The 20,597-nt window shown below is 70.2% G+C and carries 24 protein-coding genes; 15 read left to right on the top strand and 9 right to left on the bottom strand.

Annotated elements, in window-relative coordinates; translation table 11 throughout:
- Positions 1-69: 69 nt before the first annotated feature.
- The gene (locus AUL35_RS17330) at positions 70-1,437 is read left to right on the top strand and encodes a hypothetical protein (protein ID WP_062016991.1); all 1,368 of its coding nucleotides are present in this window, start codon (positions 70-72) and stop codon (positions 1,435-1,437) included.
- A 147-nt stretch (positions 1,438-1,584) separates the two neighbouring features.
- On the opposite strand, the gene AUL35_RS17335 is transcribed toward AUL35_RS17330, so the two are convergent.
- On the bottom strand, positions 1,585-2,457 hold the full coding sequence (locus AUL35_RS17335; RefSeq protein WP_062016993.1) for an MBL fold metallo-hydrolase: 873 nt from the start codon (positions 2,455-2,457) through the stop codon (positions 1,585-1,587).
- 611 nt (positions 2,458-3,068) lie between these two features.
- Here AUL35_RS17335 and panC point away from each other — a divergent pair.
- Both panC and panB read left to right on the top strand, forming a co-directional pair.
- Positions 3,069-3,944, top strand: a complete 876-nt coding sequence (gene panC / locus AUL35_RS17340; RefSeq protein ID WP_062016994.1) for a pantoate--beta-alanine ligase — start codon at positions 3,069-3,071, stop codon at positions 3,942-3,944.
- Complete coding sequence (panB, locus tag AUL35_RS17345; RefSeq protein WP_062016996.1) at positions 3,941-4,762, top strand: 3-methyl-2-oxobutanoate hydroxymethyltransferase; 822 nt, start codon at positions 3,941-3,943, stop codon at positions 4,760-4,762. The genes panC and panB overlap by 4 nt, the downstream gene beginning before the upstream one ends.
- Positions 4,763-4,993: 231 nt before the next feature.
- Here the strand turns inward: panB and AUL35_RS17350 are convergent, their stop codons facing one another.
- A complete protein-coding gene (locus tag AUL35_RS17350; RefSeq protein ID WP_062016998.1) occupies positions 4,994-5,197 on the bottom strand; it encodes a hypothetical protein in 204 nt (67 codons plus the stop codon).
- Between the two features lie 232 nt (positions 5,198-5,429).
- Between AUL35_RS17350 and AUL35_RS17355 the strand changes: the two genes are divergently transcribed.
- Positions 5,430-6,368 (top strand): nucleoside hydrolase, encoded by a 939-nt coding sequence (locus tag AUL35_RS17355; RefSeq protein WP_062017000.1) that lies wholly within the window; start codon positions 5,430-5,432, stop codon positions 6,366-6,368.
- Positions 6,369-6,372: 4 nt separating this feature from the next.
- Here the strand turns inward: AUL35_RS17355 and AUL35_RS17360 are convergent, their stop codons facing one another.
- Positions 6,373-6,582 (bottom strand): SlyX family protein, encoded by a 210-nt coding sequence (locus AUL35_RS17360; RefSeq protein ID WP_062017002.1) that lies wholly within the window; start codon positions 6,580-6,582, stop codon positions 6,373-6,375.
- A complete protein-coding gene (locus AUL35_RS17365) occupies positions 6,579-7,019 on the bottom strand; it encodes a thioesterase family protein (protein WP_062017005.1) in 441 nt (146 codons plus the stop codon). Before AUL35_RS17365 ends, AUL35_RS17360 begins: the two co-directional genes overlap by 4 nt.
- 119 nt (positions 7,020-7,138) lie before the next feature.
- On the opposite strand from AUL35_RS17365, the gene AUL35_RS17370 reads away from it, so the two are divergent.
- The 8 genes from AUL35_RS17370 (at position 7,139) to deoA (ending at position 14,642) form a co-directional block, all read left to right on the top strand.
- The gene (locus AUL35_RS17370; protein ID WP_062017008.1) at positions 7,139-8,719 is read left to right on the top strand and encodes an ABC transporter ATP-binding protein; all 1,581 of its coding nucleotides are present in this window, start codon (positions 7,139-7,141) and stop codon (positions 8,717-8,719) included.
- Entirely contained in the window at positions 8,716-9,156 is a 441-nt protein-coding gene (locus AUL35_RS17375) for a VOC family protein (protein ID WP_062017011.1), read from the top strand. The genes AUL35_RS17370 and AUL35_RS17375 overlap by 4 nt, the downstream gene beginning before the upstream one ends.
- Positions 9,153-10,292: an ABC transporter permease gene (locus AUL35_RS17380; RefSeq protein ID WP_062017014.1), complete on the top strand. Its 1,140-nt coding sequence runs from the start codon at positions 9,153-9,155 to the stop codon at positions 10,290-10,292. Before AUL35_RS17375 ends, AUL35_RS17380 begins: the two co-directional genes overlap by 4 nt.
- On the top strand, positions 10,292-11,260 hold the full coding sequence (locus tag AUL35_RS17385; RefSeq protein WP_062017017.1) for an ABC transporter permease: 969 nt from the start codon (positions 10,292-10,294) through the stop codon (positions 11,258-11,260). The genes AUL35_RS17380 and AUL35_RS17385 overlap by 1 nt, the downstream gene beginning before the upstream one ends.
- 130 nt (positions 11,261-11,390) lie before the next feature.
- Positions 11,391-11,786 carry a cytidine deaminase gene (locus tag AUL35_RS17390; protein ID WP_062017020.1) on the top strand — a complete coding sequence of 132 codons (396 nt, stop codon included), beginning with the start codon at positions 11,391-11,393 and terminating at the stop codon, positions 11,784-11,786.
- Complete coding sequence (locus tag AUL35_RS17395) at positions 11,783-12,571, top strand: purine-nucleoside phosphorylase (RefSeq protein ID WP_062017023.1); 789 nt, start codon at positions 11,783-11,785, stop codon at positions 12,569-12,571. The genes AUL35_RS17390 and AUL35_RS17395 overlap by 4 nt, the downstream gene beginning before the upstream one ends.
- Complete coding sequence (gene deoC, locus AUL35_RS17400) at positions 12,568-13,323, top strand: deoxyribose-phosphate aldolase (protein WP_062017026.1); 756 nt, start codon at positions 12,568-12,570, stop codon at positions 13,321-13,323. The genes AUL35_RS17395 and deoC overlap by 4 nt, the downstream gene beginning before the upstream one ends.
- Positions 13,324-13,325: 2 nt before the next feature.
- Entirely contained in the window at positions 13,326-14,642 is a 1,317-nt protein-coding gene (gene deoA, locus AUL35_RS17405; protein ID WP_244493811.1) for a thymidine phosphorylase, read from the top strand.
- 20 nt (positions 14,643-14,662) lie between these two features.
- On the opposite strand, the gene AUL35_RS17410 is transcribed toward deoA, so the two are convergent.
- The 5 genes from AUL35_RS17410 to AUL35_RS17430 form a co-directional block, all read right to left on the bottom strand.
- Positions 14,663-15,193, bottom strand: coding sequence for a TIGR02281 family clan AA aspartic protease (locus tag AUL35_RS17410; protein WP_062017029.1), 531 nt, complete (start codon positions 15,191-15,193; stop codon positions 14,663-14,665).
- A gap of 107 nt (positions 15,194-15,300) precedes the next feature.
- A complete protein-coding gene (upp, locus tag AUL35_RS17415) occupies positions 15,301-15,930 on the bottom strand; it encodes a uracil phosphoribosyltransferase (RefSeq protein ID WP_062017032.1) in 630 nt (209 codons plus the stop codon).
- A 40-nt stretch (positions 15,931-15,970) separates the two neighbouring features.
- Positions 15,971-16,960 (bottom strand): adenosine deaminase, encoded by a 990-nt coding sequence (gene add, locus AUL35_RS17420; protein ID WP_062017035.1) that lies wholly within the window; start codon positions 16,958-16,960, stop codon positions 15,971-15,973.
- A complete protein-coding gene (locus tag AUL35_RS17425; RefSeq protein ID WP_062017038.1) occupies positions 16,957-18,150 on the bottom strand; it encodes a phosphopentomutase in 1,194 nt (397 codons plus the stop codon). The genes add and AUL35_RS17425 overlap by 4 nt, the downstream gene beginning before the upstream one ends.
- A 77-nt stretch (positions 18,151-18,227) precedes the next feature.
- A complete protein-coding gene (locus AUL35_RS17430; protein WP_062017041.1) occupies positions 18,228-18,686 on the bottom strand; it encodes a pilus assembly protein N-terminal domain-containing protein in 459 nt (152 codons plus the stop codon).
- A 254-nt stretch (positions 18,687-18,940) separates the two neighbouring features.
- On the opposite strand from AUL35_RS17430, the gene AUL35_RS17435 reads away from it, so the two are divergent.
- The 3 genes from AUL35_RS17435 to cpaB all read left to right on the top strand — a co-directional run bounded on the left by AUL35_RS17435 (position 18,941) and on the right by cpaB (position 20,594).
- Positions 18,941-19,123: a Flp family type IVb pilin gene (locus AUL35_RS17435; RefSeq protein ID WP_062017045.1), complete on the top strand. Its 183-nt coding sequence runs from the start codon at positions 18,941-18,943 to the stop codon at positions 19,121-19,123.
- A 30-nt stretch (positions 19,124-19,153) separates the two neighbouring features.
- Positions 19,154-19,660 (top strand): prepilin peptidase, encoded by a 507-nt coding sequence (locus AUL35_RS17440; protein ID WP_062017048.1) that lies wholly within the window; start codon positions 19,154-19,156, stop codon positions 19,658-19,660.
- Positions 19,661-19,772: 112 nt separating this feature from the next.
- Positions 19,773-20,594: a Flp pilus assembly protein CpaB gene (gene cpaB, locus AUL35_RS17445; RefSeq protein ID WP_062017050.1), complete on the top strand. Its 822-nt coding sequence runs from the start codon at positions 19,773-19,775 to the stop codon at positions 20,592-20,594.
- Positions 20,595-20,597: the final 3 nt, after the last annotated feature.

The raw sequence follows: 20,597 nt of genomic DNA on the forward strand, positions 1-20,597 counted from the left end.
CAAAAGCGGCCGCCGGACGCCGCCCGGCAGGCCCGAGCCCTCCCAACAGCCTTCCTCTCGCGAGCCACCATGAGCCAGACCATCCGCATCCTCGATCCCCTTGCGGGGACGCGCCGCCATGAGCCCATCGTCTTTTCGGTCGACGGCGATCTCGGCGAAGCCCTCTGGTGGGCCCGGACGGACGCGGGCGCGCGGGTCCTTTGCCAGCGGCTGCAGGCCGATCCCGAGCCGGGGCGTACGCGCTTCGTCGCCTGCTTGAGCTTCGAGGGCGAGGCGGTCCTGACGCTCGAAGGGCCCGTGGAAGGAGAGGGCGGACAACCGGCCGGCATTCGCGAGCTGGAGGGAAGGGAGGCGGACTGCTTCGTGCGTCTCGACACGGGCGCCTTCGACCTCGAGATGTGCTCGGGCACGGCCGGGGGGCTCGGCTCCTCCAAATGGGGCCTGCGGCACTTCCGGTCGCTGGAAGACGGGTTCGAGCTCCTGCCCTCGGGCAACAATGCGATCGGCGGTTTCTACGGGCCCTTCTTCACGCCGGAGAACGGCCTGATCAACCCGCCGGAGCATACGATCGTCAGCATCGAGACGATCGAGCGCGGCCCGGTGCTGCACCACTACCGCATGCACGGAACGATCCCCGACGGGCTCCTCGACGAGTTGAAGGGCAAGACCTTCGCCATCGACTGGCGCTTCACTCACGGCACCCCCTTCTTCCAGCGGCGCTACGTGGTCGACGACTTCCAGACCGTCATCAACGGCCGGTCGGTCACGAACAAGATCACCGTGGGAGACGAGTTCGAGGGCGGCGTCGGCGAGCTCGTCTTCGACCGCTTCGCGGCCTATGGCGGCACGCGCTACCGCTCCGGCGACCCTTATGCCGGCGAACTCGTGGCGATGGTCGCCGACACGGTGGCCCACTCGCAGAACCAGAATCCGAAGTTCGAGGAGTTCCGCGCCCAGCTCGCCGACATCGAGTCCGCGCACTGGGATCTCTACTGGCGGCTCTTCTGCGCCTGGGAGAACGTTCTGGGCGAAGAGGAAATCCGCGAGCGCCTCGCCCGTGTGCGCGCCGCATCCCATGTAGAGGCCGACCGGCCGGACCGGCGTCCCTGGCTCCTGACGGACGCGCCCGTCGACGTTTCGGCGGTGCCGCACGAGACCATCTTTCCTGGACCGGCCTCGAAGACGGTCGAGTTCCACGCGGCTTCGGGCCGAGCGATGGTCTGGTGGACCTCGGCGCCTTCCGGCGCCTTCCAGATCGTCCAGCGGCGCCAGTCGGGCTGGGTGAACTGGGGATCGAACGGCGAGAACGAATGCCCCGAACTCCCCGTGGGCGTCGATATCAAGACGGCCTATGGCCACTTTGCCGATCTATGGCAGGAGGTCGCCGACCAGCTGGAAACGCCGCCCCGGATCGTGAATCAGGCGCCGGGCTCGTGACCGGCGGCTGACCCGTTCTGGGGTGCGGCGGCATGGATCGTCCGCCGCCCCGTTGCGGTCAGGCCGTCACCGGGGCTCGGGAACGTCCGGGAACGATCCGGCCGCGAGGCTCGCGTCGGCGCCTTCGCCCGCGCCGGCCGATTCCCGTCAGCGGCTGCCGGCCCCGTGGACGCTTCGGATCGTGGCCCGCAGGTTCGCCCGGTGGAACCGGTCGTAGAAGCGCCGCATCGGTTCGGACAGCTCGGAAATTCCGTCCACGATGTCGGATAGCTCGAGACCATTCGGCAGGTCGCTCCCCTCAGCGACCGGTACCGCCCGGCCGAGTTCTCCGACGCGTCGCGCCAGCGTCTCGAAGTAGCGCAGGTTCCGGCCCGCGACCGAGGGCGAATCGGTGTGGCCGTGCGCGAGAACGACATGCCTGGCTTCGAGGCTCTCGATCAGACGCAGGGATGACACCAGGGAGCGAAGATCCTCGGGATCGTCGCTCCAGACCTTCGGGATCGGCCTTTCGACGGCGTCCACGGCAAGACAGGTTCGCAGTTCGGGAATCCACACCGCCACGTGGTCGGGCGTGTGGCCTGGCGTATGGAGGAGTTCGAGGGTCAGGTCGCCGCCTTCGAGGCGCACGCGGTCCGTGAACGTCATGGTCGGGGCGCAGAGCTCCACGTCTGCGAACCGGGAATCCTCCGAGCTCTTTCGCCTCAGGACCTCCCGCACACCGGCGTCCTTGAAGCGAACGGCGGCATTGGCATGGGCTATGATGGCCGACCTTCCGGCCACGGCCGCGTTTCCCCAGAAATGGTCCCAGTCCATGTGGGAGTTCACCACGATCAGCGGCCGGTCGGCTTCGACCGCGACAAGATCCAGGGCCGCGCGGCAGGTTTCGGGCGTGTCGAGCGTGTCGACGAGGACATCGAAGCGTGCCGTCCGGACGAAGACCGCATCGACGGTCTCCCCGAGCCGCAGCACCGAGACCCGCTCGTCCAAGCCCGGATAGGTCGCAAGTTCGACGCTGCTCATGCTGTGTCCGACCGATAGCCCGAAGATCAGGAAGCGCCACGATGCGCAGGAACGAGAGGCGGAGGCAACGGTGCGCTTCTTCCCGGCAACATCTCCTGCGCAATGCCGGACCGCATCGGAACTGGCCGCGCGGACCGGCAAAGCCTGTCGAGGCCAGGTGACGTGGACTGCCGGAAGGGGAGGATCGGCGGATCGTCGTCGGCAGACCGACCTTCCCAGCCGGCAACGGCCCGGATGCCGGCGATCTCGAAGCACGACAGCGGCGCGGGCCGCTCGACAGGTCGGGAATGAGTCCTGCAGCTGGAAAGACAAGGCTGTCAGCTCCGGCATGGCTGCTGAAACAAAGGCGCGCGACAGGCCGGCGGCATCGGCTGCCCGCCCAAGGGGCCTGTCCGCCCCCTGACCGGAGGTTGCCGGTTGTTCGTCGTCGTCGCGCCGGGCGAGACGATGCCCGCCGCCGGCCCGATCTCGAACAAGGCGGCCGTCCGGGACGCGATGGTCCTGCCCGCTTGAGCCCGTCGCGCCGGGGCCGGACACCGTCGAATGGGTGGGCTGACAATACGTCGAGATGCTGACACAAGCGCTCGACCCACTGGAAGGCCGCTTCGAACATGCAGACCATCACGACGGTGCGGGACCTGCGAAGGTTCGTCTGGCTCCACCGGCAGGCCGGCAGGACGATCGGTTTCGTGCCGACCATGGGAGCCTTGCATCATGGCCACATGGCCCTGGTCGAGCGATGCCGCGCCGACAACGACGTGACGGTTGTCAGCATCTTCGTGAACCCGACGCAGTTCGGTCCCGGCGAGGACTTCGACGCGTACCCACGCGACCTCGACCGCGATCTTGAGCTATGCCGGGAGCATGGAGTCGACGCCGTGTTCCATCCCGCCGTGGCGGAGATGTATCCAGAGCCGCTTCAGACCGGTATCGAGGTTCCGGCCCTCTCGACGATCCTGATCGGGGAACAACGCCCGGGGCACTTTCGGGGCGTGGCGACCGTGGTGGCCAAGCTGCTCAACATCGCGGAGCCCGATCGAGCCTATTTCGGGGAGAAGGACTTCCAGCAGCTGGCGGTCGTCCGGCGCATGGCGTTCGATCTGTCGATGCGGGCTTCCATCGTCGGCGTGCCCACCGTTCGGGAAGCGGACGGACTGGCCGCCTCGTCCCGCAACAAACGCCTCACGCCCGCGGAGCGACGGGTGGCACCGGTGATTCACCAGGGAATGCTGGCGGCGCGGAGCCTCTTCAGCACGGGCGAGCGCGATGCCGCGACCCTTGTGTCGGCGATCCGCTCGGCGACGGAGCGCGAACCCTCGATCTCGCTCCTGTCCTGCGATCTGCGCGACAGCGCGACGCTCGGCATCCTCGAGCGCGTCACGGACAAGCCGGCCGTGCTGCTCGTGACCGCCCGACTCGGGTCCGTGGTCCTGATCGACCAGCTCGAACTGCGCCCCGGCGCCACCGAAGAGGGAGAGGCCGCATGAGCGTGGAGGTCGGGCAGAAGCGCATCACGGTTCCCGGCATCCGCGCCCGGAAGGGCGGCCGCCCCATCGTGGCCCTCACGGCCTACAACGCCTTGACCGCTCGGTTCGTCGACCGCCATGCCGACATCATCCTTGTCGGGGACAGCGTGGCCATGGTCGAGCATGGACTTCCCTCCACCCTCGGGGCGACGATGGAGATGATGATCCTGCACGGGCAGGCCGTCGTCAGGTCAGCAAGGCGGGCCCTCGTCGTGGTGGACATGCCCTTCGGCTCCTACGAGGAGAGCCCCGGGAATGCCTTTCGCAACGCGTCGCGGATCCTGGCCGAAACCGGCTGCTCGGCCGTGAAGCTCGAGGGCGGGCGGCACATGGCGGACACGATCGCGTTCCTCGCGACGCGCGGAGTGCCAGTGATGGCGCATGTCGGGCTGACGCCGCAGGCCGTGATGGCGCTCGGCGGCTTTCGAACGCAGGGGCGCGAGCGCGGCGACTGGGACCGCCTGCGCGAGGACGCCCGAAGCGTTGCGGAGGCGGGCGCCTTCAGCGTGGTCTTGGAAGGCTTGGTCGAGCCGCTGGCCGACGAGATCACCCAGCAGATCGCGGTGCCGACGATCGGCATCGGCGCTTCGGCCCGATGCGATGGACAGATTCTCGTCCTGGAGGACATGCTCGGGCTCAACGATCGCGTTCCACGCTTCGTGCGCACGTTCGGCGATCTCGCGACCGGTATGGATGCGGCCGTGTCGGCCTATGCCGAAGCGGTCAGGGAACGACGCTTTCCCGGCGAGGCGAATGTCTACCAGCCCAGGGAAGACTAACAAAACGGGTCGCGGCGGGCCGCGCTCGCGAACCGGCATTCTCCCGCAAAGCAAGGCCGCCTCCCGGAAGAAGAACTCCGGGAAGACGGGGCCGCCCCGGGGCCTGCAAAAACGGGCCGGGGACCGGACGGAAGCGCGAGGGAAGCCGGGCGCGGCGAGCGCCACGCCGTCTCCCGTGCGGCGATCCCGGGTCGCACGGAGCTTTCCGTTCCCGGGTTCGCTCGCCGGCCTTCAGATGCTGCTGGGCATTCCGGGCACGGCGGGGCCCGGACGTGTCGGGTCGGGTTCACCCGCCGGATTGGTCTCCACCGGCTTGGTCGGCGTGTCGTTGCCGATGCCGGGTCCCACGCCGGGACGACCGACCGCATCGTCGCCTTGGCCGGGAAGACGGGGCTCGGGTAGATCCTGGCCGGGTTGGTTGAGAGGGGTCGGCATGCGCGTTCTCCCGTGTGCGTCGCAGGAGGACGAACGAGGGGCGCCGATGGTTCCGTTCCGATCGGCCCGTCACCGGAAGGGGCGACACGATCGCCCGGCTGCCCCCGATCGGTGGAAGGTCTTGCCGGACCTCGCACATGACCGGCAACGTTGCCCCATCCCCCGACGCCGTTTCGCGTTCGGGGGCGGGAGGTGGTAGGGAGCCGGTCCCACGAACCGGAGACCCCCCACGATGCGCCACGTCATCTTCGACACCGATCCCGGGCAGGACGATGCGGTCGCGATCCTCACCGCCCTCGGCTCGCCCGCGGAGATCGAGGTATTGGGCATCTCGGCGGTCGCCGGCAACGTCCCGCTCCACCATGCCGAGCGCAACGCGCGGCGCATCGCGGAGCTGGCCGGCCGCGCCGACCTGCCGGTCCATGCCGGCGCCGACCGGCCCTTCACGCGCGGCCTCGTCACCGCCGAGCACGTTCACGGCTCGACCGGGCTGAACGGCCCCGACCTGCCCGAACCCACGATGCCGCTTCGCGAGGGGCATGCGGCAGACTTCATCATCGAGACCGTGCGCTCGCGCCCCGAGCGGAGCGTCACGATCGCCGCGCTCGGGCCCCTCACCAACGTCGCGCTGGCCCTTCTCAAGGCGCCCGACATCGCCGAGCGCCTGGAGGCCATCGTCCTCATGGGCGGGGCCTATTTCGAGGTTGGCAACATCACCCCGGCCGCCGAGTTCAACATCTATGTCGATCCGGAAGCGGCCGCCGTCGTCTTCCGCTCGGGCGCGCCGATCACGGTCCTGCCGCTCGACGTCACCCACGGCATGCGCTCCACCGGGGCGCGGATCCAAGCCTTCGAACGGATCGGCAACAGGGCGGGCGCGGCGGTCGCGGCCATGCTGCGCTTCTCGGAAGGCTACGATCTCCAGAAATACGGCTGGGACGGCGCGCCGCTGCACGACCCCTGCGTCACCGCCTTCCTTCTCGACCCCTCGATCTTCGAGGGGCGCGAGGCGAACTGCGAGATTGAATGCGCGAGCGCTCTCACGCGCGGCATGACCGTCGTCGACTACTGGGGCGTCACGGACCGGCCGCGCAACTGCTTCTTCGTGCGCTCGGGCGACAGCGACCGCTTCTACGCCCTTCTCGCCGAGCGCGTCGCCCGCCTGCCCTGACGCCTCAGTAATGCGGCGGCCGCGTCGCCTCCGGGGCGGGCGCGGCCGCCTCCTCCAAGGCCAGGAACCGCTCGGCGAGCTGGCGCAGCGTCCGCTCGGTCCGGTCCAGCGCCTGGCCCTGCCGCGCGAGCTCGCCCGACAACTCCTCGATCGCCCGTTCCTGATGGGCGAGGCGGATCTCGAGCTCCGTCAGCCGCTCCTCGGGCGCGCTCATGCGAGGATTCCTTCCATTGCTTGCCGCGCGGGGCCGGGCAGGGGCGCGGGACGGCGCGTCAGGCGGTCCACATGGACGTGGACGAAGATCCCTTCCGCCGCCGCCGTGCCCTCGCCCTCGCGGAAGAGCGCGATGCCGTAGGACACAGACGACGTGCCGAGCCGGTCGACGCGAAGGCCGACCTCGATGCGGTCGGGATAGCCGATCTCGGCATGGTAGCGGCAGCCCGTCTCGGCCACGAAGAACATCGAATCTCCGGGATGGGCCGTCAGGCCCTCGCCGATCAGCCAGCTCGTGACCGCCGTGTCGAAGAAGGAGTAGGTCGCCGCGTTGTTGAGGTGGCCGTACATGTCGTTGTCGGCCCAGCGCGTGGGGACGGCGACGAAGGCGCGGTAGTCTTCGCGCCGGCCGGGCGCGGGGCGGGATGTGTCGGGCATGGCTCTCGGCTTTCGCGACAGAAGAAGCGGACCCATCCCATGACCGCGACGGGGGCTGCGATCAAGCGCCACCCGGCGGCTCTGGCGCTTCCCCGCGCCGCCCGATAGTGTCGCGCGCCATGACGCTCGCCGACCCTTCGCCTGCCCCAACGCCAGACGCCCGGCCGCTCGCGATCGAGCTCGTCGGCATCTCCAAGCGCTTCGGCGCCGTCCAGGCCAACCGCGACATCCGCCTCGCCGTGCCGCAGGGCACGATCCACGGGATCGTCGGCGAGAACGGTGCGGGCAAGTCGACGCTGATGTCGATCCTCTACGGCTTCTATCAGGCCGACGAGGGCGAGATCCGCATCGCGAACAAGCCCGTGCGCATTCCCGATTCGAACGCGGCGATCGGCCTGGGCATCGGCATGGTCCACCAGCACTTCATGCTGGTGCCGAACTTCACGGTGATCGAGAACGTCATGCTGGGCGCCGAAGGGGCGGGCCTGCTCGGGCCCGGTATCCGGCGCGCGCGCGCCGAGCTGAAGCGCCTCGCCGACGATCACGGCCTAGCCATCGACCCCGACGCCGTCGTGGAAGACCTGCCGGTCGGCCTCCAGCAGCGCGTCGAGATCCTGAAGGCGCTCTATCGCGGCGCGCGCATCCTGATCCTCGACGAGCCGACGGGCGTCCTTACCCCGGCCGAGGCGGACCAGCTCTTCGCGGTGCTGCGCCAGCTGCGCGGCGAGGGCGTGACGGTGATCCTGATCACCCACAAGCTGCGCGAGATCCTGAGCGTCACCGACAACGTCTCGGTGATGCGGCGCGGCGAGATCGTGGCGACGCGCCCGACCGCGGGAACGAGCGCCGCCGAGCTGGCCGAGCTCATGGTGGGCCGGCGCGTCCTGCTGCGCGTCGAGAAGGGGGAGGGGGCGCCCGGCGCGCCGCTTCTCTCGGTGCGCGATCTCACCGTGCGCGACGAGCGCGGCGTCGCCATGGTGGACGGCGTCTCCTTCGACGTGCGGGCGGGCGAGATCGTCGGCATCGCCGGGGTCGCCGGCAACGGGCAGTCGGAGCTTCTGGAAGCGCTGGCGGGGCTTCGTCCCGTCGAGCGCGGCGAGGTGAGGTTGCGCGGCGAGGCGCTGGGCGCGGGCGGCGCGGCCTATCCCGACCCCGCCGCCTTGCGGGACCTCGGCCTTGCCCACGTGCCGGAGGACCGGCACCATGTCGGGCTCGTCCTGCCCTTCACCGAGGCCGAGAATGCCGTTCTCGGCTACCACCGCGACCCGCGCTTCCAGCGCGGCCCCTTCCTCGACCGCGGCGCCATGCGGCAGGAGGCGGTGGCCAAGATCGCGGCCTACGACATCCGACCGCCGTCGCCGGACCTCAAGACCGCGAACTTCTCGGGCGGCAACCAGCAGAAGATCGTCCTGGCGCGCGAGATGGAGCGCGACCCCGCCGTGCTTCTGATCGGCCAGCCGACGCGCGGCGTCGACGTCGGCGCGATCGAGTTCATTCACCGCCGCATCGTGGAGATGCGCGACAGCGGCAAGGCGATCCTCCTCGTCTCGGTGGAGCTCGACGAGATCCGCTCGCTCGCGGACCGCATCCTCGTGATGTTCGCGGGCCGGGTCGTCGGCGAGCGCGGCGGCGAGGCGGGCGAGGGCGAACTCGGCCTTCTGATGGCGGGCGAGACGGGACGGGACGTGGCCGCCGCATGAGGGACGCGCGGGTCACGCTCGTCACCCTGGGCGTTTCGAGCCTCGATCGCTCCGGCCGCTTCTACGAGGCGCTCGGCTGGCATCGCACGAAGGCCGGCAACGAGAGCGTCGTCTTCCTGCAGGGCGAGGGCATCGTCCTGTCGCTCTTCGGTCTCATTGACCTGGCGAGGGACGCGGGGCTGGAGGCCGAGCCGCTGCCGCGCTTCCGAGGCCTGTCGCTCGCCCTGAACCTGCCTTCGGAGGGCGACGTCGACCGCCTCTTCGCCGCTGCGCTGGAGGCGGGCGCCGCTTCCGTGAAAGCGCCGCAAAAGGTCTTCTGGGGCGGCTATTCCGGCTATTTTGCCGACCCGGACGGACATCTGTGGGAAGTGGCCCACAATCCCTTCTTTCCGCTCGATGCGAGCGGGCGCATCGACCTTACGGAGCTTGGCGCATGAGCCGACCCTATGCCAAGCTTCCCGGCTGGATCGACCACGGGGTGATCCCGCTCGTCAACGTCGTGGTGGCCTTCCTGGTGGCGGGGCTGGTGGTGCTTCTCGTCGGCGAGAGCCCGGTGGAAGCCGCGCGCCTCATGCTGCGCGGCGCCTTCGGCTACGGCGAGGGCTTCGGCTTCACGCTCTACTATGCGACGAACTTCCTGTTCACGGGGCTCGCCGTCGCGGTCGCCTTCCATGGCGGGCTGTTCAACATCGGCGGCGAGGGCCAGGCCTATGTCGGGGGGCTCGGCGCCGCGCTGGTCGGGCTCACGCTCGGCGCCGTCCTGCCCTGGTACCTGAACCTGCCGCTGGCCATCGTCGCGTCCGCCGCCTTCGGCGCGGCCTGGGCGTTCCTGCCGGGCGTCCTCCAGGCCAAGCGCGACTCGCACATCGTCATCACCACGATCATGTTCAACTTCATCGCCTCGGCGCTGATGGTGTACCTGCTCGTCAACGTCCTGCGGCCCGTGGGCTCCATGCAGCCCGAGACCGTGGCCTTTGCCGATGGCGGCCGCCTGCCGCGCCTCGACGCGCTCTTCTCCTTGCTCGGCATGGATCTCGGCGGCGCGCCCCTCAACGTCTCCTTCTTCGTGGCGCTCGCGGCGGCCTTCGGGGTCTGGCTCCTGATCTGGCGCACGCGCCTCGGCTACGAGATCCGCACGCTCGGCCATTCGCCGCGCGCGGCGCGCTATGCCGGCATGAGCCAGACGCGGCTCACCGTCACGATCATGCTGATCTCGGGCGGGCTCGCCGGCATGATGGCGCTGAACTCGGTGATGGGCGACCAGTACCGCCTCCAGCTCAACTTCCCCGCCGGCGCCGGCTTCGTCGGCATCGCGGTGGCGCTGATGGGGCGCGGCCATCCCGCCGGGATCCTCCCGGCCGCCCTTCTGTTCGGCGTCCTCTACCAGGGCGGCGCGGAGCTCGCCTTCGACATGCCCGCCATCTCGCGCGACATGATCGTCATCATCCAGGGGCTCGTGATCCTGTTCGCGGGCGCGCTCGAGAACATGCTGCGGCCCGGTATCGGCGCGGCCTTCCAGTTCGTGCGGCTGCGCCCGGCGCAAGGGGTGGTCGAGACGGGGGAGGCCCGCTGATGGACTGGCTCGCCGTCCTGAACCTCGTCGACTCGACGCTGCGCCTGTCGGCTCCGCTCGTCTTCGCAGCCCTCGCGGGCCTGTATTCCGAGCGCTCCGGCGTCTTCGACATCGGGCTGGAGGGCAAGATGCTGGCCTCCGCCTTCACGGCCGCCGCGGTCGCGGCCGTCTCGGGCTCGGCCTATGTGGCGCTTGGCGCCGGCATCGGCGTCGCGGTCGTGTTCTCGCTGATCCATGGCCTCGCCTCGATCACCTATCGCGGCAACCAGATCGTGTCGGGCGTGGCGCTGAACTTCGTGGCGTCGGGCCTCACCATCATTCTCGGCTCGGCCTGGTTCGGCTTGGGCGGCGGCACGCCCAACCTTCCGGCCGACGCCCGCTTCCTGCCGATCGACCTGCCGGGCGCGGAAGCCGCACGCTCGATCCCCGTCCTCGGGCCGATCTATGCGGAAGTCGTGTCGGGCCAGAACCTTCTCCTCTATCTCGCCATTCTCGCCGTGCCGCTCACCTGGTGGGTGCTCTACCGCACGCGCTTCGGCCTGCGGTTGCGTGCGGTCGGCGAGAATCCGGGCGCGGTGGACACGGCCGGCATCTCGGTCACCTGGCTGCGCTACCGGGCGGTGATCATCTGCGGCGTCCTGACGGGTCTCGCCGGCGCCTATCTCTCGATCGCCCAGTCCGCCGCCTTCTCGCGCGAGATGACGGCGGGGCGCGGCTACATCGCGCTGGCGGCGCTGATCTTCGCCAACTGGCGGCCGGTGCCGGTGCTGTTTGCCTGCCTTCTGTTCGGCTTCCTCGACGCGCTCTCGATCCGCCTCCAGACCACGGCCCTGCCGCTGATCGGGCAGATCCCGCCCCAGTTCGTCCAGGCGCTGCCCTATATCCTGACCGTGATCCTGCTCGCCGGCTTCGTCGGCAAGGCTTCGCCCCCGCGCGCCGGCGGCGTTCCCTACGTGAAGGAGCGCTGAGCTTCGAGCGTTTCCAGCGGAAGCCGATCCGGCTTTCGCGTCGGACAACGCGCCCAAACAAAAGACCTGCATTCCTCCCCGCAAAGCCGTGTTGGCCGGACGGGATGCAGCGCTCGCCCGAGGTGACTTCATGTCCGACGATCTCTTCGCCAAGGCCCGCTCGGCCATGCGCAAGTGCCATGCGCCCTATTCGCGTTTTCCCGTGGGCGCGGCGTTGCGCACCGAGGACGGGCGCATCTATGCCGGCTGCAACGTCGAGGTGGTGAGCTTTCCGGAAGGCTGGTGCGCCGAGACCACGGCCATCGCCCACATGGTGATGGACGGCGGCGGCGTGATCGCCGAAGTCGCGGTGGTGGCCGAGAAGCTGCGCGCCTGCTCACCCTGCGGCGGCTGCCGCCAGCGCATCGCCGAGTTCGCCCGGCCCGACACGCGCGTCTTCCTGTGCGACGCGGCGGAGGGCGTGGTGGAGACGATCCTGATGGAGGACCTTCTTCCCAAGGCCTTCCCCACGGAGGCCGTCCGTTGAGCGAGGTTCTTCGCTCCAGGCTCGGCGAGCGCCGCCCCCGCGTCGCGCTGGTTCTCGGCTCGGGCCTCGGCGCGCTCACCGAGGGCCTCGCGGACGCAGTGCGCATCCCCTATGCCGAGGTCCCAGGCTTTCCACGCTCGGCCGTCAGCGGCCATGGCGGCGAGATCGTCGCCGGCCGTCTGAACGGCGCGGAGGTCCTCGTGCTGTCGGGCCGCGTCCACTACTACGAGCGGGGCGATGCGGCGGCCATGCGGCCCGCGCTGGAGATCCTGCAGGCGGTCGGCATCGACACGCTTCTCCTCACCAATGCCGCTGGCTCGGTAAACCCCGCCATCGAGCCGGGCGAGGTCATGCTGATCGAGGATCACATCGCCTTTTCCGGCATGAACCCGCTGATCGGCGAGCCGAGCGATCGCCGCTTCGTCGGCATGACGCAAGCCTACGACGGGATCCTCCACGAGCAGCTGACGAAGAGCGCCGAGCGGATCGGCGTTCCCGTGCATTCGGGCGTCTACATGTGGTTCTCCGGCCCCTCGTTCGAGACGCCGGCCGAGATCCGCATGGCGCGGCGCCTCGGCGCCGACGCGGTCGGCATGTCCACCGTGCCGGAGGTCATCCTCGCCCGCTTCCTCGGGATGCGCGTCGCCGCCGCCTCCGTCATCACCAACTGGGGCGCGGGCATCACGGGCGCCGAGCTCAGCCACGAGGAGACCAAGGAGGTCGCCCCGCGCGGGGGAGCCAAGCTCGCGCGCATCCTCGCCCACGCCCTTCCGGAGATCGCATGACCGACGCCGAGCTCGCCAAGGTTCTCATCCGCCGCCTGGACCTCACCAACCTCGACGATGCCTGCACGGCGGGCGACGTCGACGCGCTGATCGAACGGGCGGCGACGCCGGTCGCGGCGGTGGCGGCGATCTGCATATGGCCGCGCTTCGTGGCGCAGGCCCGCGCGAAGCTGCCGGCCGACATGCGCCTGGCCTGCGTCGTGAACTTTCCCGCCGGCGGCGAGGACGTCGCTGAAACCGTGCGCGAGACGCGGCAGGCGGTGGCGGCGGGCGCCGACGAGATCGACCTCGTGGTGAGTTGGCGCCGCGCGGGCGACCGGCCGGACGTCATTCGCGACCAGGTGCGTGCCGTGAAGGAGGCCGCCGGCCCGGCGCGCGTCAAGGCGATCCTCGAGACCGGCGACCTCGTGGACCCTCTCCTGATCCGGGCGGCGGCGGATGCCGCGCTGGAAGGCGGGGCGGACTTCCTCAAGACCTCCACCGGCAAGAACGGCACGGGCGCGACGCCGGAGGCCGCGCGCCTTCTACTCGACGCCGTCGCCCGGCGCGGCGGCACCGCCGGCTTCAAGGCATCGGGCGGGATCAGGCGCTTCGAGGATGCCCGCCTCTACTATCGCCTCGCGGAGGAGATCCTGGGCGAGGGGCAGGCCACCGCCGATCGCTTCCGCATCGGCGCCTCGGGCGTCCTGGCCGATCTCGTGGCGGTGGCCGGCGGCGAGCGCCGCGCGGACGCCCCGGCTTCGGGCTACTGACCGTGACGCGCTTCCTGCCGCAGGAGGCGATCCGGCAGAAGCGCGACGGCGTGGTGCTGGAGGGAAGCACCGTCCGTCGCTTCATCGAGGGCGTGACCGCCGGCGAGGTGAGCGACGCGCAGATCGCCGCCTTCGCCATGGCGGCGTTCCTGCGCGGCATGACGCCGAGCGAGACGGTCGATCTGACGCTCGCCATGCGCGATTCCGGCGACACGCTGCGCTGGGACGACCTGCCCGGGCCCGTCGCCGACAAGCACTCCACCGGCGGGGTGGGCGACAACGTCTCGCTCATGCTGGCGCCGATCGCCGCCGCCTGCGGCCTTTATGTGCCGATGATCTCCGGGCGCGGCCTTGGCCATACCGGCGGCACGCTCGACAAGCTGGAGGCGATCCCCGGCTACGACGTGCGCCCCGACGAACGTAGGTTCCGCGACGTCGTGCGCGAGGCGGGCTGCGCCATCGTCGGGCAGACCGCGCGTCTCGCGCCGGCCGACGGGCGCATCTACGCCGTGCGCGACGTCACCGCGACCGTGGAATCGGTGCCCCTCATCACCGCCTCGATCCTGTCCAAGAAGCTCGCCGCCGGGCTCCCGTCGCTCGTGCTCGACGTGAAGACGGGCTCGGGCGCCTTCATGAGCCGGCGCGAGGACGCCGAAACCCTGGCGCGCTCGCTGGTCGAGGTGGCGCAAGGCGCGGGGGTCGCCGCGTCCGCGCTCGTCACCGACATGGACCAGCCGCTGGCCTCCGTCGCCGGCAACGCGGTGGAGGTGGCGAACGCCGTCCGCTTCCTCACCGGAGAGCGGCAGGACACGCGCCTGCGCGAGGTGACGCTGGCCCTGTGCGGCGAGATGCTGCGTCTGGCGCAACTCGCCGGAACGGCCGGGGAGGGGGCGGCCATGGCCGCCCGCGCACTGGACGAGGGCCGCGCCACGGAGCGCTTCGGCCGCATGGTCGCGGCGCTCGGCGGCCCCGCCGACTTCGTCGAGCGCTTCGAGCACCATCTGCCGCAGGCGCCGGTCCGCCTCGAGGTCCCGGCCGGCGAGGCGGGCACCGTGCAAACGGTCGACGCGCGCGCGCTCGGTCTTGCGGTGGTGCGGCTCGGGGGCGGCCGGACACGCGCCGAGGATCCAGTGGATCCCGCCGTCGGGCTGACCGGCCTCGCCCCGATCGGGCGCCGGCTGGAGCCGGGCGACGCGCTCGCCGTGGTTCATGCGCGAGACCGCGCGTCCGCCGAGGCGGCAATCGCCGATGTGCGGGCCGCCTTCCGCCTGGGCGAGGCGGGCGCATCGGGACCGGCGGTGATCGGCCGGATCGGATAGCGCGCGGGAATGCGCGGGCGTCAGGGCTCCAGCGTCAGCCAGCCGTCCGCGACGCCATAGCGGCGCAGGGACTTCAGGTAGCTCATGCCGAGAAGAACGGTGTCGCCGAGCGCGTTGCCCTTCAGCACCATGACGTCGGCCGGGCGGGGCGGGAGCGTGCCGAGCGCGAGGCGGTCGATGCGCAGGAGGGCGGCCCGGGCCTCGCCGTTCGCGGTCCGCGCCTCGTAGCGGAACTCGGCCTGCGCGGGCGCAAGGCCGATGCGGCGCGCCGTCGTCTCGCTCATCGCGACATAGGTCGCCCCGGTATCCACCAGCACCGCCAGGCGTCGGCCGTTCGCGGTCGCCTCGCTGCGGAAATGTCCATCCGGATCGGCCCGCAGGCGCAGGGCGCGCCCGGGAGCCGGCGCTGGAAGGGCGGCCTCCACCACGCGGGGAGCGGGGTCGAGCGCTTCCGGCCGGGCGAGGCTGACCTGGTAGCGCTCGAAGACGGACGGAAAGGCGAGCGCCAGCAGCGAGGCGCCGGTCGTCAGGACCAGGAGAGACTTGAACATGGCCGGGCCGCGCGGGAATCGGATCGAGGTCCGAGCCTGCGCGCGCCATCCTTGCAGAATAGCTGACGAACCGCGACCGGCGGCTCGCCATGGTGAAGAAAGGCTTGCTACTTCGTGCCGTACATGCGGTCGCCCGCGTCGCCGAGGCCGGGCACGATATAGCCCTTCTCGTTCAGCCGCGCGTCGATCGAGGCGGTGAAGATCGGAATGTCCGGGTGGGCGGCGCGGAAGCGCTCGATGCCTTCGGGGGCGGCGAGAAGGCACAGGAAGCGGATGTTGCGCGCGCCCCGCTCCTTGAGCTTGGTCATGGCCGCCGAGGCGGAGTTGGCGGTCGCCAGCATCGGGTCCACCACGATGATCAGGCGGTTCCCCAGATCCTCCGGCGCCTTGAAGTAGTATTCCACCGGCTGAAGGGTCTCATGGTCGCGGTAGAGCCCGATATGGGCGACGCGGGCGGCCGGCACGAGGTCGAGCATGCCCTCCAGAAGCCCGTTGCCGGCGCGCAGGATCGAGGCGAAGACGAGCTTCTTGCCCTCCAGGATCGGGGCGTCCATCTCCTCCATCGGCGTCTCGATGCGCATCGTGGTGAGGTCAAGCTCGCGTGTCACCTCGTAGCAGAGCAGCGTCGAGATCTCGCGCAGGAGGCGGCGGAAGCTCGCCGTCGAGGTCTCCTTCTTCCGCATCAGGGTCAGCTTGTGCTGGACGAGCGGGTGATCGATGACGGTGACGCCGTCCATGGGAGCCTCGCGAAATGAAAGCCGTGTGTTCGGGATCGGCTTAGCGGGTCGCGGGCGGTGCGCCAAGCCGGAGCGCGGCCAGGGCCAGCTTCTCCAGAAGCCTTTGACGCGTCGGCTCGTCCACGAAGGCCGCCTCGATCGCCTGGCGCGTCAGCATTACCGGGTCGAGGCCGCGGGTTCGGGCAAAGGCATACTCGGCGGCGAGGTCCGTGCCGAAGAAGGGCGGGTCGTCGGTCGAGACCGTGACGCGGACCCCGGCCTCGCGCAGCGCCCGCAGGGGATGGTCCTCGGGCGAAAAGACGCCGAGCGCGACGTTGGAGCCCGGACAGACCTCGAGCGTCACGCCCTCGCGCGCGAGGCGCTCCACGACGCGGCGATCTTCCACCGCGCGCACCCCGTGGCCGATGCGCGAAACGCCGAGCGCGTCCAGCGTCTCGTCGACCGCCGCCGCCCCCGCGAACTCGCCGGCATGGGCGGTCAGGCCGAGGCCGGCGTCGCGCGCGATGCCGAAGGCGTGCGCGAAGTCGGCGGCCCGTCCCACGCGCTCGTCGCCGGCAAGGCCGAAGCCGGTGACGAGCGGCTCGGCCGCGGTTGCGGCCAGGCGCGCCGCCGCCTCGACGGCCTCCACGCCGAAATGCCGCACGCCGACCACCGTCAGCCGGGCCGTGATGCCGTGCCGGCGCTCGGCCTCGTGCGCCCCGGCGGCCACCGCGCCGAGATAGGCGAGCGGGTCGAGCCCGCTCCGGCGCGCATGGTCGGGCGAGACGGTGAGCTCGGCGTAGATCGCGCCCTGGCGCGCGATCGAGCCGAGAACGGCATGGGCCAGGGCCCGGTAGTCCTCGGGCCGGCGCAAGAGCGCCGCGATCCGGTCATAGGTTTCGAGGAAGCCCGTGAAGCCGTTCCAGCGGTAGCGCTCGCCCGCGATCGCATCCTCGATCGCGATCCCCTCCCGCGCTGCCAGCTCGCGCGCCATGGCAACCGGCATCGCGCCTTCGAGGTGGCAATGAAGCTCGGCGAGCGGCGCGGTCACAGGACGCTGCGCCCATGCGGTCCGGGCGCGAGGCCGAGATGGGCGGCGATGCTCTCGCCGATATCGGCGAAGGTCACCATCGGGGGCAGGGGACCCGTCGGCAGTCCCGGCCCTTGGAGGAGCACCGGCACCGCCTCGCGCGTGTGGTCGGTGCCTTTCCAGGTCGGGTCGCAGCCGTGATCGGCGGTGAGGCACAGGAGGTCGCCCGGCCGAAGGGCGGCGAGGAGCTCGGGCACGCGCGCGTCGAAGCGCTCGATCTCGGCCGCGTAGCCCGCGACGTCCCGCCGGTGGCCGTGCGCCGAGTCGAAGTCGACGCAGTTGGCGAAGACGAGGTCGCCGTCCCCCGCCTCGCGCAGCGCCTCCAGCGTCCGATCGAGCACCGCCCCGTTGTCGCCGGCCTTGAGCGAGCGCGTGACGCCCTGTCCCGCGAAGATGTCGGAGACCTTGCCGATCGCATGGACGGCGCCGCCCGCCGCCACGACGCGGTCGAGAAGCGTCGGTTCGGGCGGCGGCACGGCAAAGTCGCGCCGGTTGGCGGTGCGCCGGAAGTCGGCCGCGCTTGTTCCGGCAAAGGGACGGGCGATGACGCGGCCGATGCGCAAGGGGTCGACGAGGCGGCGCGCCGTGCGGCACAGGTCCAGAAGGCGCTCGAGACCGAAGCTCTCCTCGTGCGCGGCGATCTGCAGCACGCTGTCGGCCGAGGTGTAGAGGATGGGCTTGCCGGTCGCCATGCTCTCCTCGCCGAGTTCGGCGATGATCTCGGTGCCCGAGGCATGGCGCTCGCCCAGAACGCCGGGAAGCTGCATGTCCCGTATGAGCTGCGCGACGAGCGCGGGCGGGAAGCAGGGCACGGTTCGCGGGAAGTAGCCCCAGTCGAAGGGCAACGGCACGCCCGCGATCTCCCAGTGGCCGGACGGCGTGTCCTTGCCGCGCGAGCGCTCCGTGGCGCGGCCCCACAGACCGGCGGGCATGTTCCCGCGCGGCCGGCCAGCGGCATGGAAGAGCCCGAGGCGGGCGAGATGGGGGGCGAGAAGGGGGCCCGAGCGCAGGCCCGCGCGGTCGGCTCGGCCGGCGTCGGCGGCGGCCTCGATATGGCCGAGCGTGTCGGCGCCCTCGTCCCCGTAGGTCGCCGCATCCGGCGCGCCGCCGATTCCCAGCGAGTCGAGGACGATCAGAACGGCACGCGGCATGGGGGCTCCGGAACGGCGGCGGGAGCCGATCATGCCACGACGCGACGGGCGGTGGAAACCGCGTGGCAGGCCCGGCCTCAGGGGGACGTGCCGGCGCTTCCCGCCACCATGCCCTCGCGGGCGGTGAACTGTCCGATCGCGCTCGTGAGGCTCGTCTGGGTGTCGCCGATCGTGGCGCGCGGCTCGCATTGCGGCGCGCAGGCATAGGTCGTGCGGGCGGCCTGGCGATAGATCCGCAGCGTTCCCGCCTCGGCTGACCCTACGGTGATCTGACCGTCCATGATGACCGCGCCGTCGGCTCCCAGAACCACGACGTTGGTGGTCCCGTAGGACCGGCCCGTGAGCACCAGCGTCTGCGCGTCGTGCACCGCGACGTCGGCGATGGCCGGATTGCCGATCACGACCGTCTCGGCCGGATGCGCGATCTTCAGGATGCGGGCCTGGTCGATGGCGACCCGCAGGTCCGGACCGTCCGCGGCGAGGGTCGCGGCTGGCGCGGCGAAAAGGGCGGCGAGGAGGAAGAGAGCTGCACGCATGCGCTTTGCGGATCCTCGTCAAAGGCGGGGTCGGGTTCACGAATTCCTTAGCGCCCGGATGCCTAATGGCTCGTTACTGGAATGGATTCCGAACTGATTCAGCATTCCGGCGAAAGGGATGTGTTCATCGCCCGTTAACTTCGCCTCTTAAGGGGCGCGCAACGGCATCCCGGTATGTTGATCCCATCCGAGGCATCGGAACGATGTTCGGGAAAGGCTTCACCAGACTTTAGGTCATCCAGGAAGGACGTCCGATGTTCCAGCTCATCAACCGCTTCAAGAAGAACTCCAAGGGTGCGACGGCGATCGAGTACGGCCTGATCGCCGCGCTGGTCGGTACCGCGATCATCGCCGGCGCGACGACGCTCGGCAGCAGCCTCAGCGGCACCTTCTCCACGATCGGAAGCACGGTGACGTCGAAGACCAAGACGAACTAAAAACTTTCGATCGTGCAGAAGGGTCTTGATATGATGCTCGCCCTTCTCGTCTTTCCCGTCGCGATGGTCGTCGCGGCGGGAACGGATATCTGGCGTATGACGATCCCCAATAGCTTGGTGATCCTCCTCGCGCTTGCCTTCTTGCCCTATGCGCTGGGGCTGGGCTTTCCGGTCGCGGTCATCGGACTGCATATGGCGGCCGGCTTCGGCCTCCTTCTTCTCGGCATCCTCTTCTTTGCCCTCAACTGGATGGGTGGGGGGGACGCCAAGCTGATCGCAGCCGCCGCGCTCTGGCTCGGACCAGGCCCCGAACTTCTTCGCTACCTTCTTCTTGCCTCCGTGCTCGGCGGCGTCCTGACGCTCGTTCTGCTTCTGTCGCGCCGCCTCGTGGCGCCCGCAACGGGCTACAGTTCCATCGACCGCCTGCTTGATCCCGCCAACGGCGCGCCCTACGGCGTCGCCCTCGGGATCGCCGGACTGCTCGTGACCCCGGCCCTGCCGGGCGCGGCCCAACTCATGGCCGCCCTTGCGCCATGATGGTGAACGTCTTCTTCACGGGGTTCGCGCTTCGTTAACCATGTGGTGAGACTTCCCCTGCGATAAAGCACCATGGGCTCCAAGGGGGAGCCGTGCGTGTCCGGGGGATGGCATGAGCGTGGCCCGTGTGGCGATCTTCGGTGTCGCGGCCGTCGCAGCGGTTGGGGCCGGTTTCATCGCGCTTCAGCTCTCGGCCCGACCCGAAGAGCCCGTGATCATCAATGCCCAGCCGGTCGAGCCGCCCATCAAGCTGGTGGACGTGCTGGTCGCCTCGCGCGACATCCCGATGGGATCGCGCGTCGACGACGCCCTCGACTGGATGAAATGGCCCGAGGATGGCGTCTCCTCGACGCTCCTGCGCCGCGACCAGCGCCCCGAGGCGCTTGCCGAGCTCAAGGGCTCGATCGCCCGGCAGAGCTTCTTCTCCGGCGAGCCGATCCGCGAGGCCAAGCTCATCAAGAGCGACCGCGGCTTCCTGTCGGCCATCCTGCCCGAGGGCAAGCGCGCCATCGCGGTCGCGATCTCCACCGAGACGGCCGCCGGCGGCTTCATCCTGCCCAACGACCACGTCGACGTGATCATGACGCGCTCGCGCGATGCAACGCCATCGCAGCCCGCCGGTATCGATACCGAGACCGTTCTCAAGAACCTGCGCGTCCTCGCCATCGACCAGAACGTCGAGGAGAAGGACGGCGAGCGCGTCGTGGTCGGCTCCACCGCCACGCTCGAGGTCGATCCCAAGCAGGCCGAAGCCCTGACGGCCGCCGCGCGCATGACCGACAAGCTGATCCTGTCGCTGCGCTCGCTCTCGGACTCGGTTCCCGGCTCGCCCGGCTATGCCGCCTTCCTTCTGGAGCAGGCCAAGAACCCCGAGGCCAGCCGCATCCGCCTCGTGCGCTACGGCAAGACCTCCGACGTCACCACCAGGAACTGACCG

The sequence above is a fragment of the Aureimonas sp. AU4 genome, from assembly GCF_001463765.1.
In the GTDB taxonomy this organism is placed as follows: domain Bacteria; phylum Pseudomonadota; class Alphaproteobacteria; order Rhizobiales; family Rhizobiaceae; genus Aureimonas.

Bases quoted from the DNA above. Each gene is read 5' to 3' on its own strand.
- AUL35_RS17425 (WP_062017038.1), bottom strand. From the start codon at position 18,150: ATGCCGCGTGCCGTTCTGATCGTCCTCGACTCGCTGGGAATCGGCGGC.
- AUL35_RS17380 (WP_062017014.1), top strand. From the start codon at position 9,153: ATGAGCCGACCCTATGCCAAGCTTCCCGGCTGGATCGACCACGGGGTG.
- AUL35_RS17385 (WP_062017017.1), top strand. From the start codon at position 10,292: ATGGACTGGCTCGCCGTCCTGAACCTCGTCGACTCGACGCTGCGCCTG.
- AUL35_RS17365 (WP_062017005.1), bottom strand. From the start codon at position 7,019: ATGCCCGACACATCCCGCCCCGCGCCCGGCCGGCGCGAAGACTACCGC.
- AUL35_RS17430 (WP_062017041.1), bottom strand. From the start codon at position 18,686: ATGCGTGCAGCTCTCTTCCTCCTCGCCGCCCTTTTCGCCGCGCCAGCC.
- cpaB (WP_062017050.1), top strand. From the start codon at position 19,773: ATGAGCGTGGCCCGTGTGGCGATCTTCGGTGTCGCGGCCGTCGCAGCG.
- AUL35_RS17435 (WP_062017045.1), top strand. From the start codon at position 18,941: ATGTTCCAGCTCATCAACCGCTTCAAGAAGAACTCCAAGGGTGCGACG.
- AUL35_RS17375 (WP_062017011.1), top strand. From the start codon at position 8,716: ATGAGGGACGCGCGGGTCACGCTCGTCACCCTGGGCGTTTCGAGCCTC.
- panC (WP_062016994.1), top strand. From the start codon at position 3,069: ATGCAGACCATCACGACGGTGCGGGACCTGCGAAGGTTCGTCTGGCTC.
- AUL35_RS17370 (WP_062017008.1), top strand. From the start codon at position 7,139: ATGACGCTCGCCGACCCTTCGCCTGCCCCAACGCCAGACGCCCGGCCG.
- AUL35_RS17390 (WP_062017020.1), top strand. From the start codon at position 11,391: ATGTCCGACGATCTCTTCGCCAAGGCCCGCTCGGCCATGCGCAAGTGC.
- AUL35_RS17330 (WP_062016991.1), top strand. From the start codon at position 70: ATGAGCCAGACCATCCGCATCCTCGATCCCCTTGCGGGGACGCGCCGC.
- AUL35_RS17350 (WP_062016998.1), bottom strand. From the start codon at position 5,197: ATGCCGACCCCTCTCAACCAACCCGGCCAGGATCTACCCGAGCCCCGT.
- AUL35_RS17410 (WP_062017029.1), bottom strand. From the start codon at position 15,193: ATGTTCAAGTCTCTCCTGGTCCTGACGACCGGCGCCTCGCTGCTGGCG.
- AUL35_RS17360 (WP_062017002.1), bottom strand. From the start codon at position 6,582: ATGAGCGCGCCCGAGGAGCGGCTGACGGAGCTCGAGATCCGCCTCGCC.
- AUL35_RS17335 (WP_062016993.1), bottom strand. From the start codon at position 2,457: ATGAGCAGCGTCGAACTTGCGACCTATCCGGGCTTGGACGAGCGGGTC.
- deoC (WP_062017026.1), top strand. From the start codon at position 12,568: ATGACCGACGCCGAGCTCGCCAAGGTTCTCATCCGCCGCCTGGACCTC.
- AUL35_RS17440 (WP_062017048.1), top strand. From the start codon at position 19,154: ATGATGCTCGCCCTTCTCGTCTTTCCCGTCGCGATGGTCGTCGCGGCG.
- panB (WP_062016996.1), top strand. From the start codon at position 3,941: ATGAGCGTGGAGGTCGGGCAGAAGCGCATCACGGTTCCCGGCATCCGC.
- upp (WP_062017032.1), bottom strand. From the start codon at position 15,930: ATGGACGGCGTCACCGTCATCGATCACCCGCTCGTCCAGCACAAGCTG.
- AUL35_RS17355 (WP_062017000.1), top strand. From the start codon at position 5,430: ATGCGCCACGTCATCTTCGACACCGATCCCGGGCAGGACGATGCGGTC.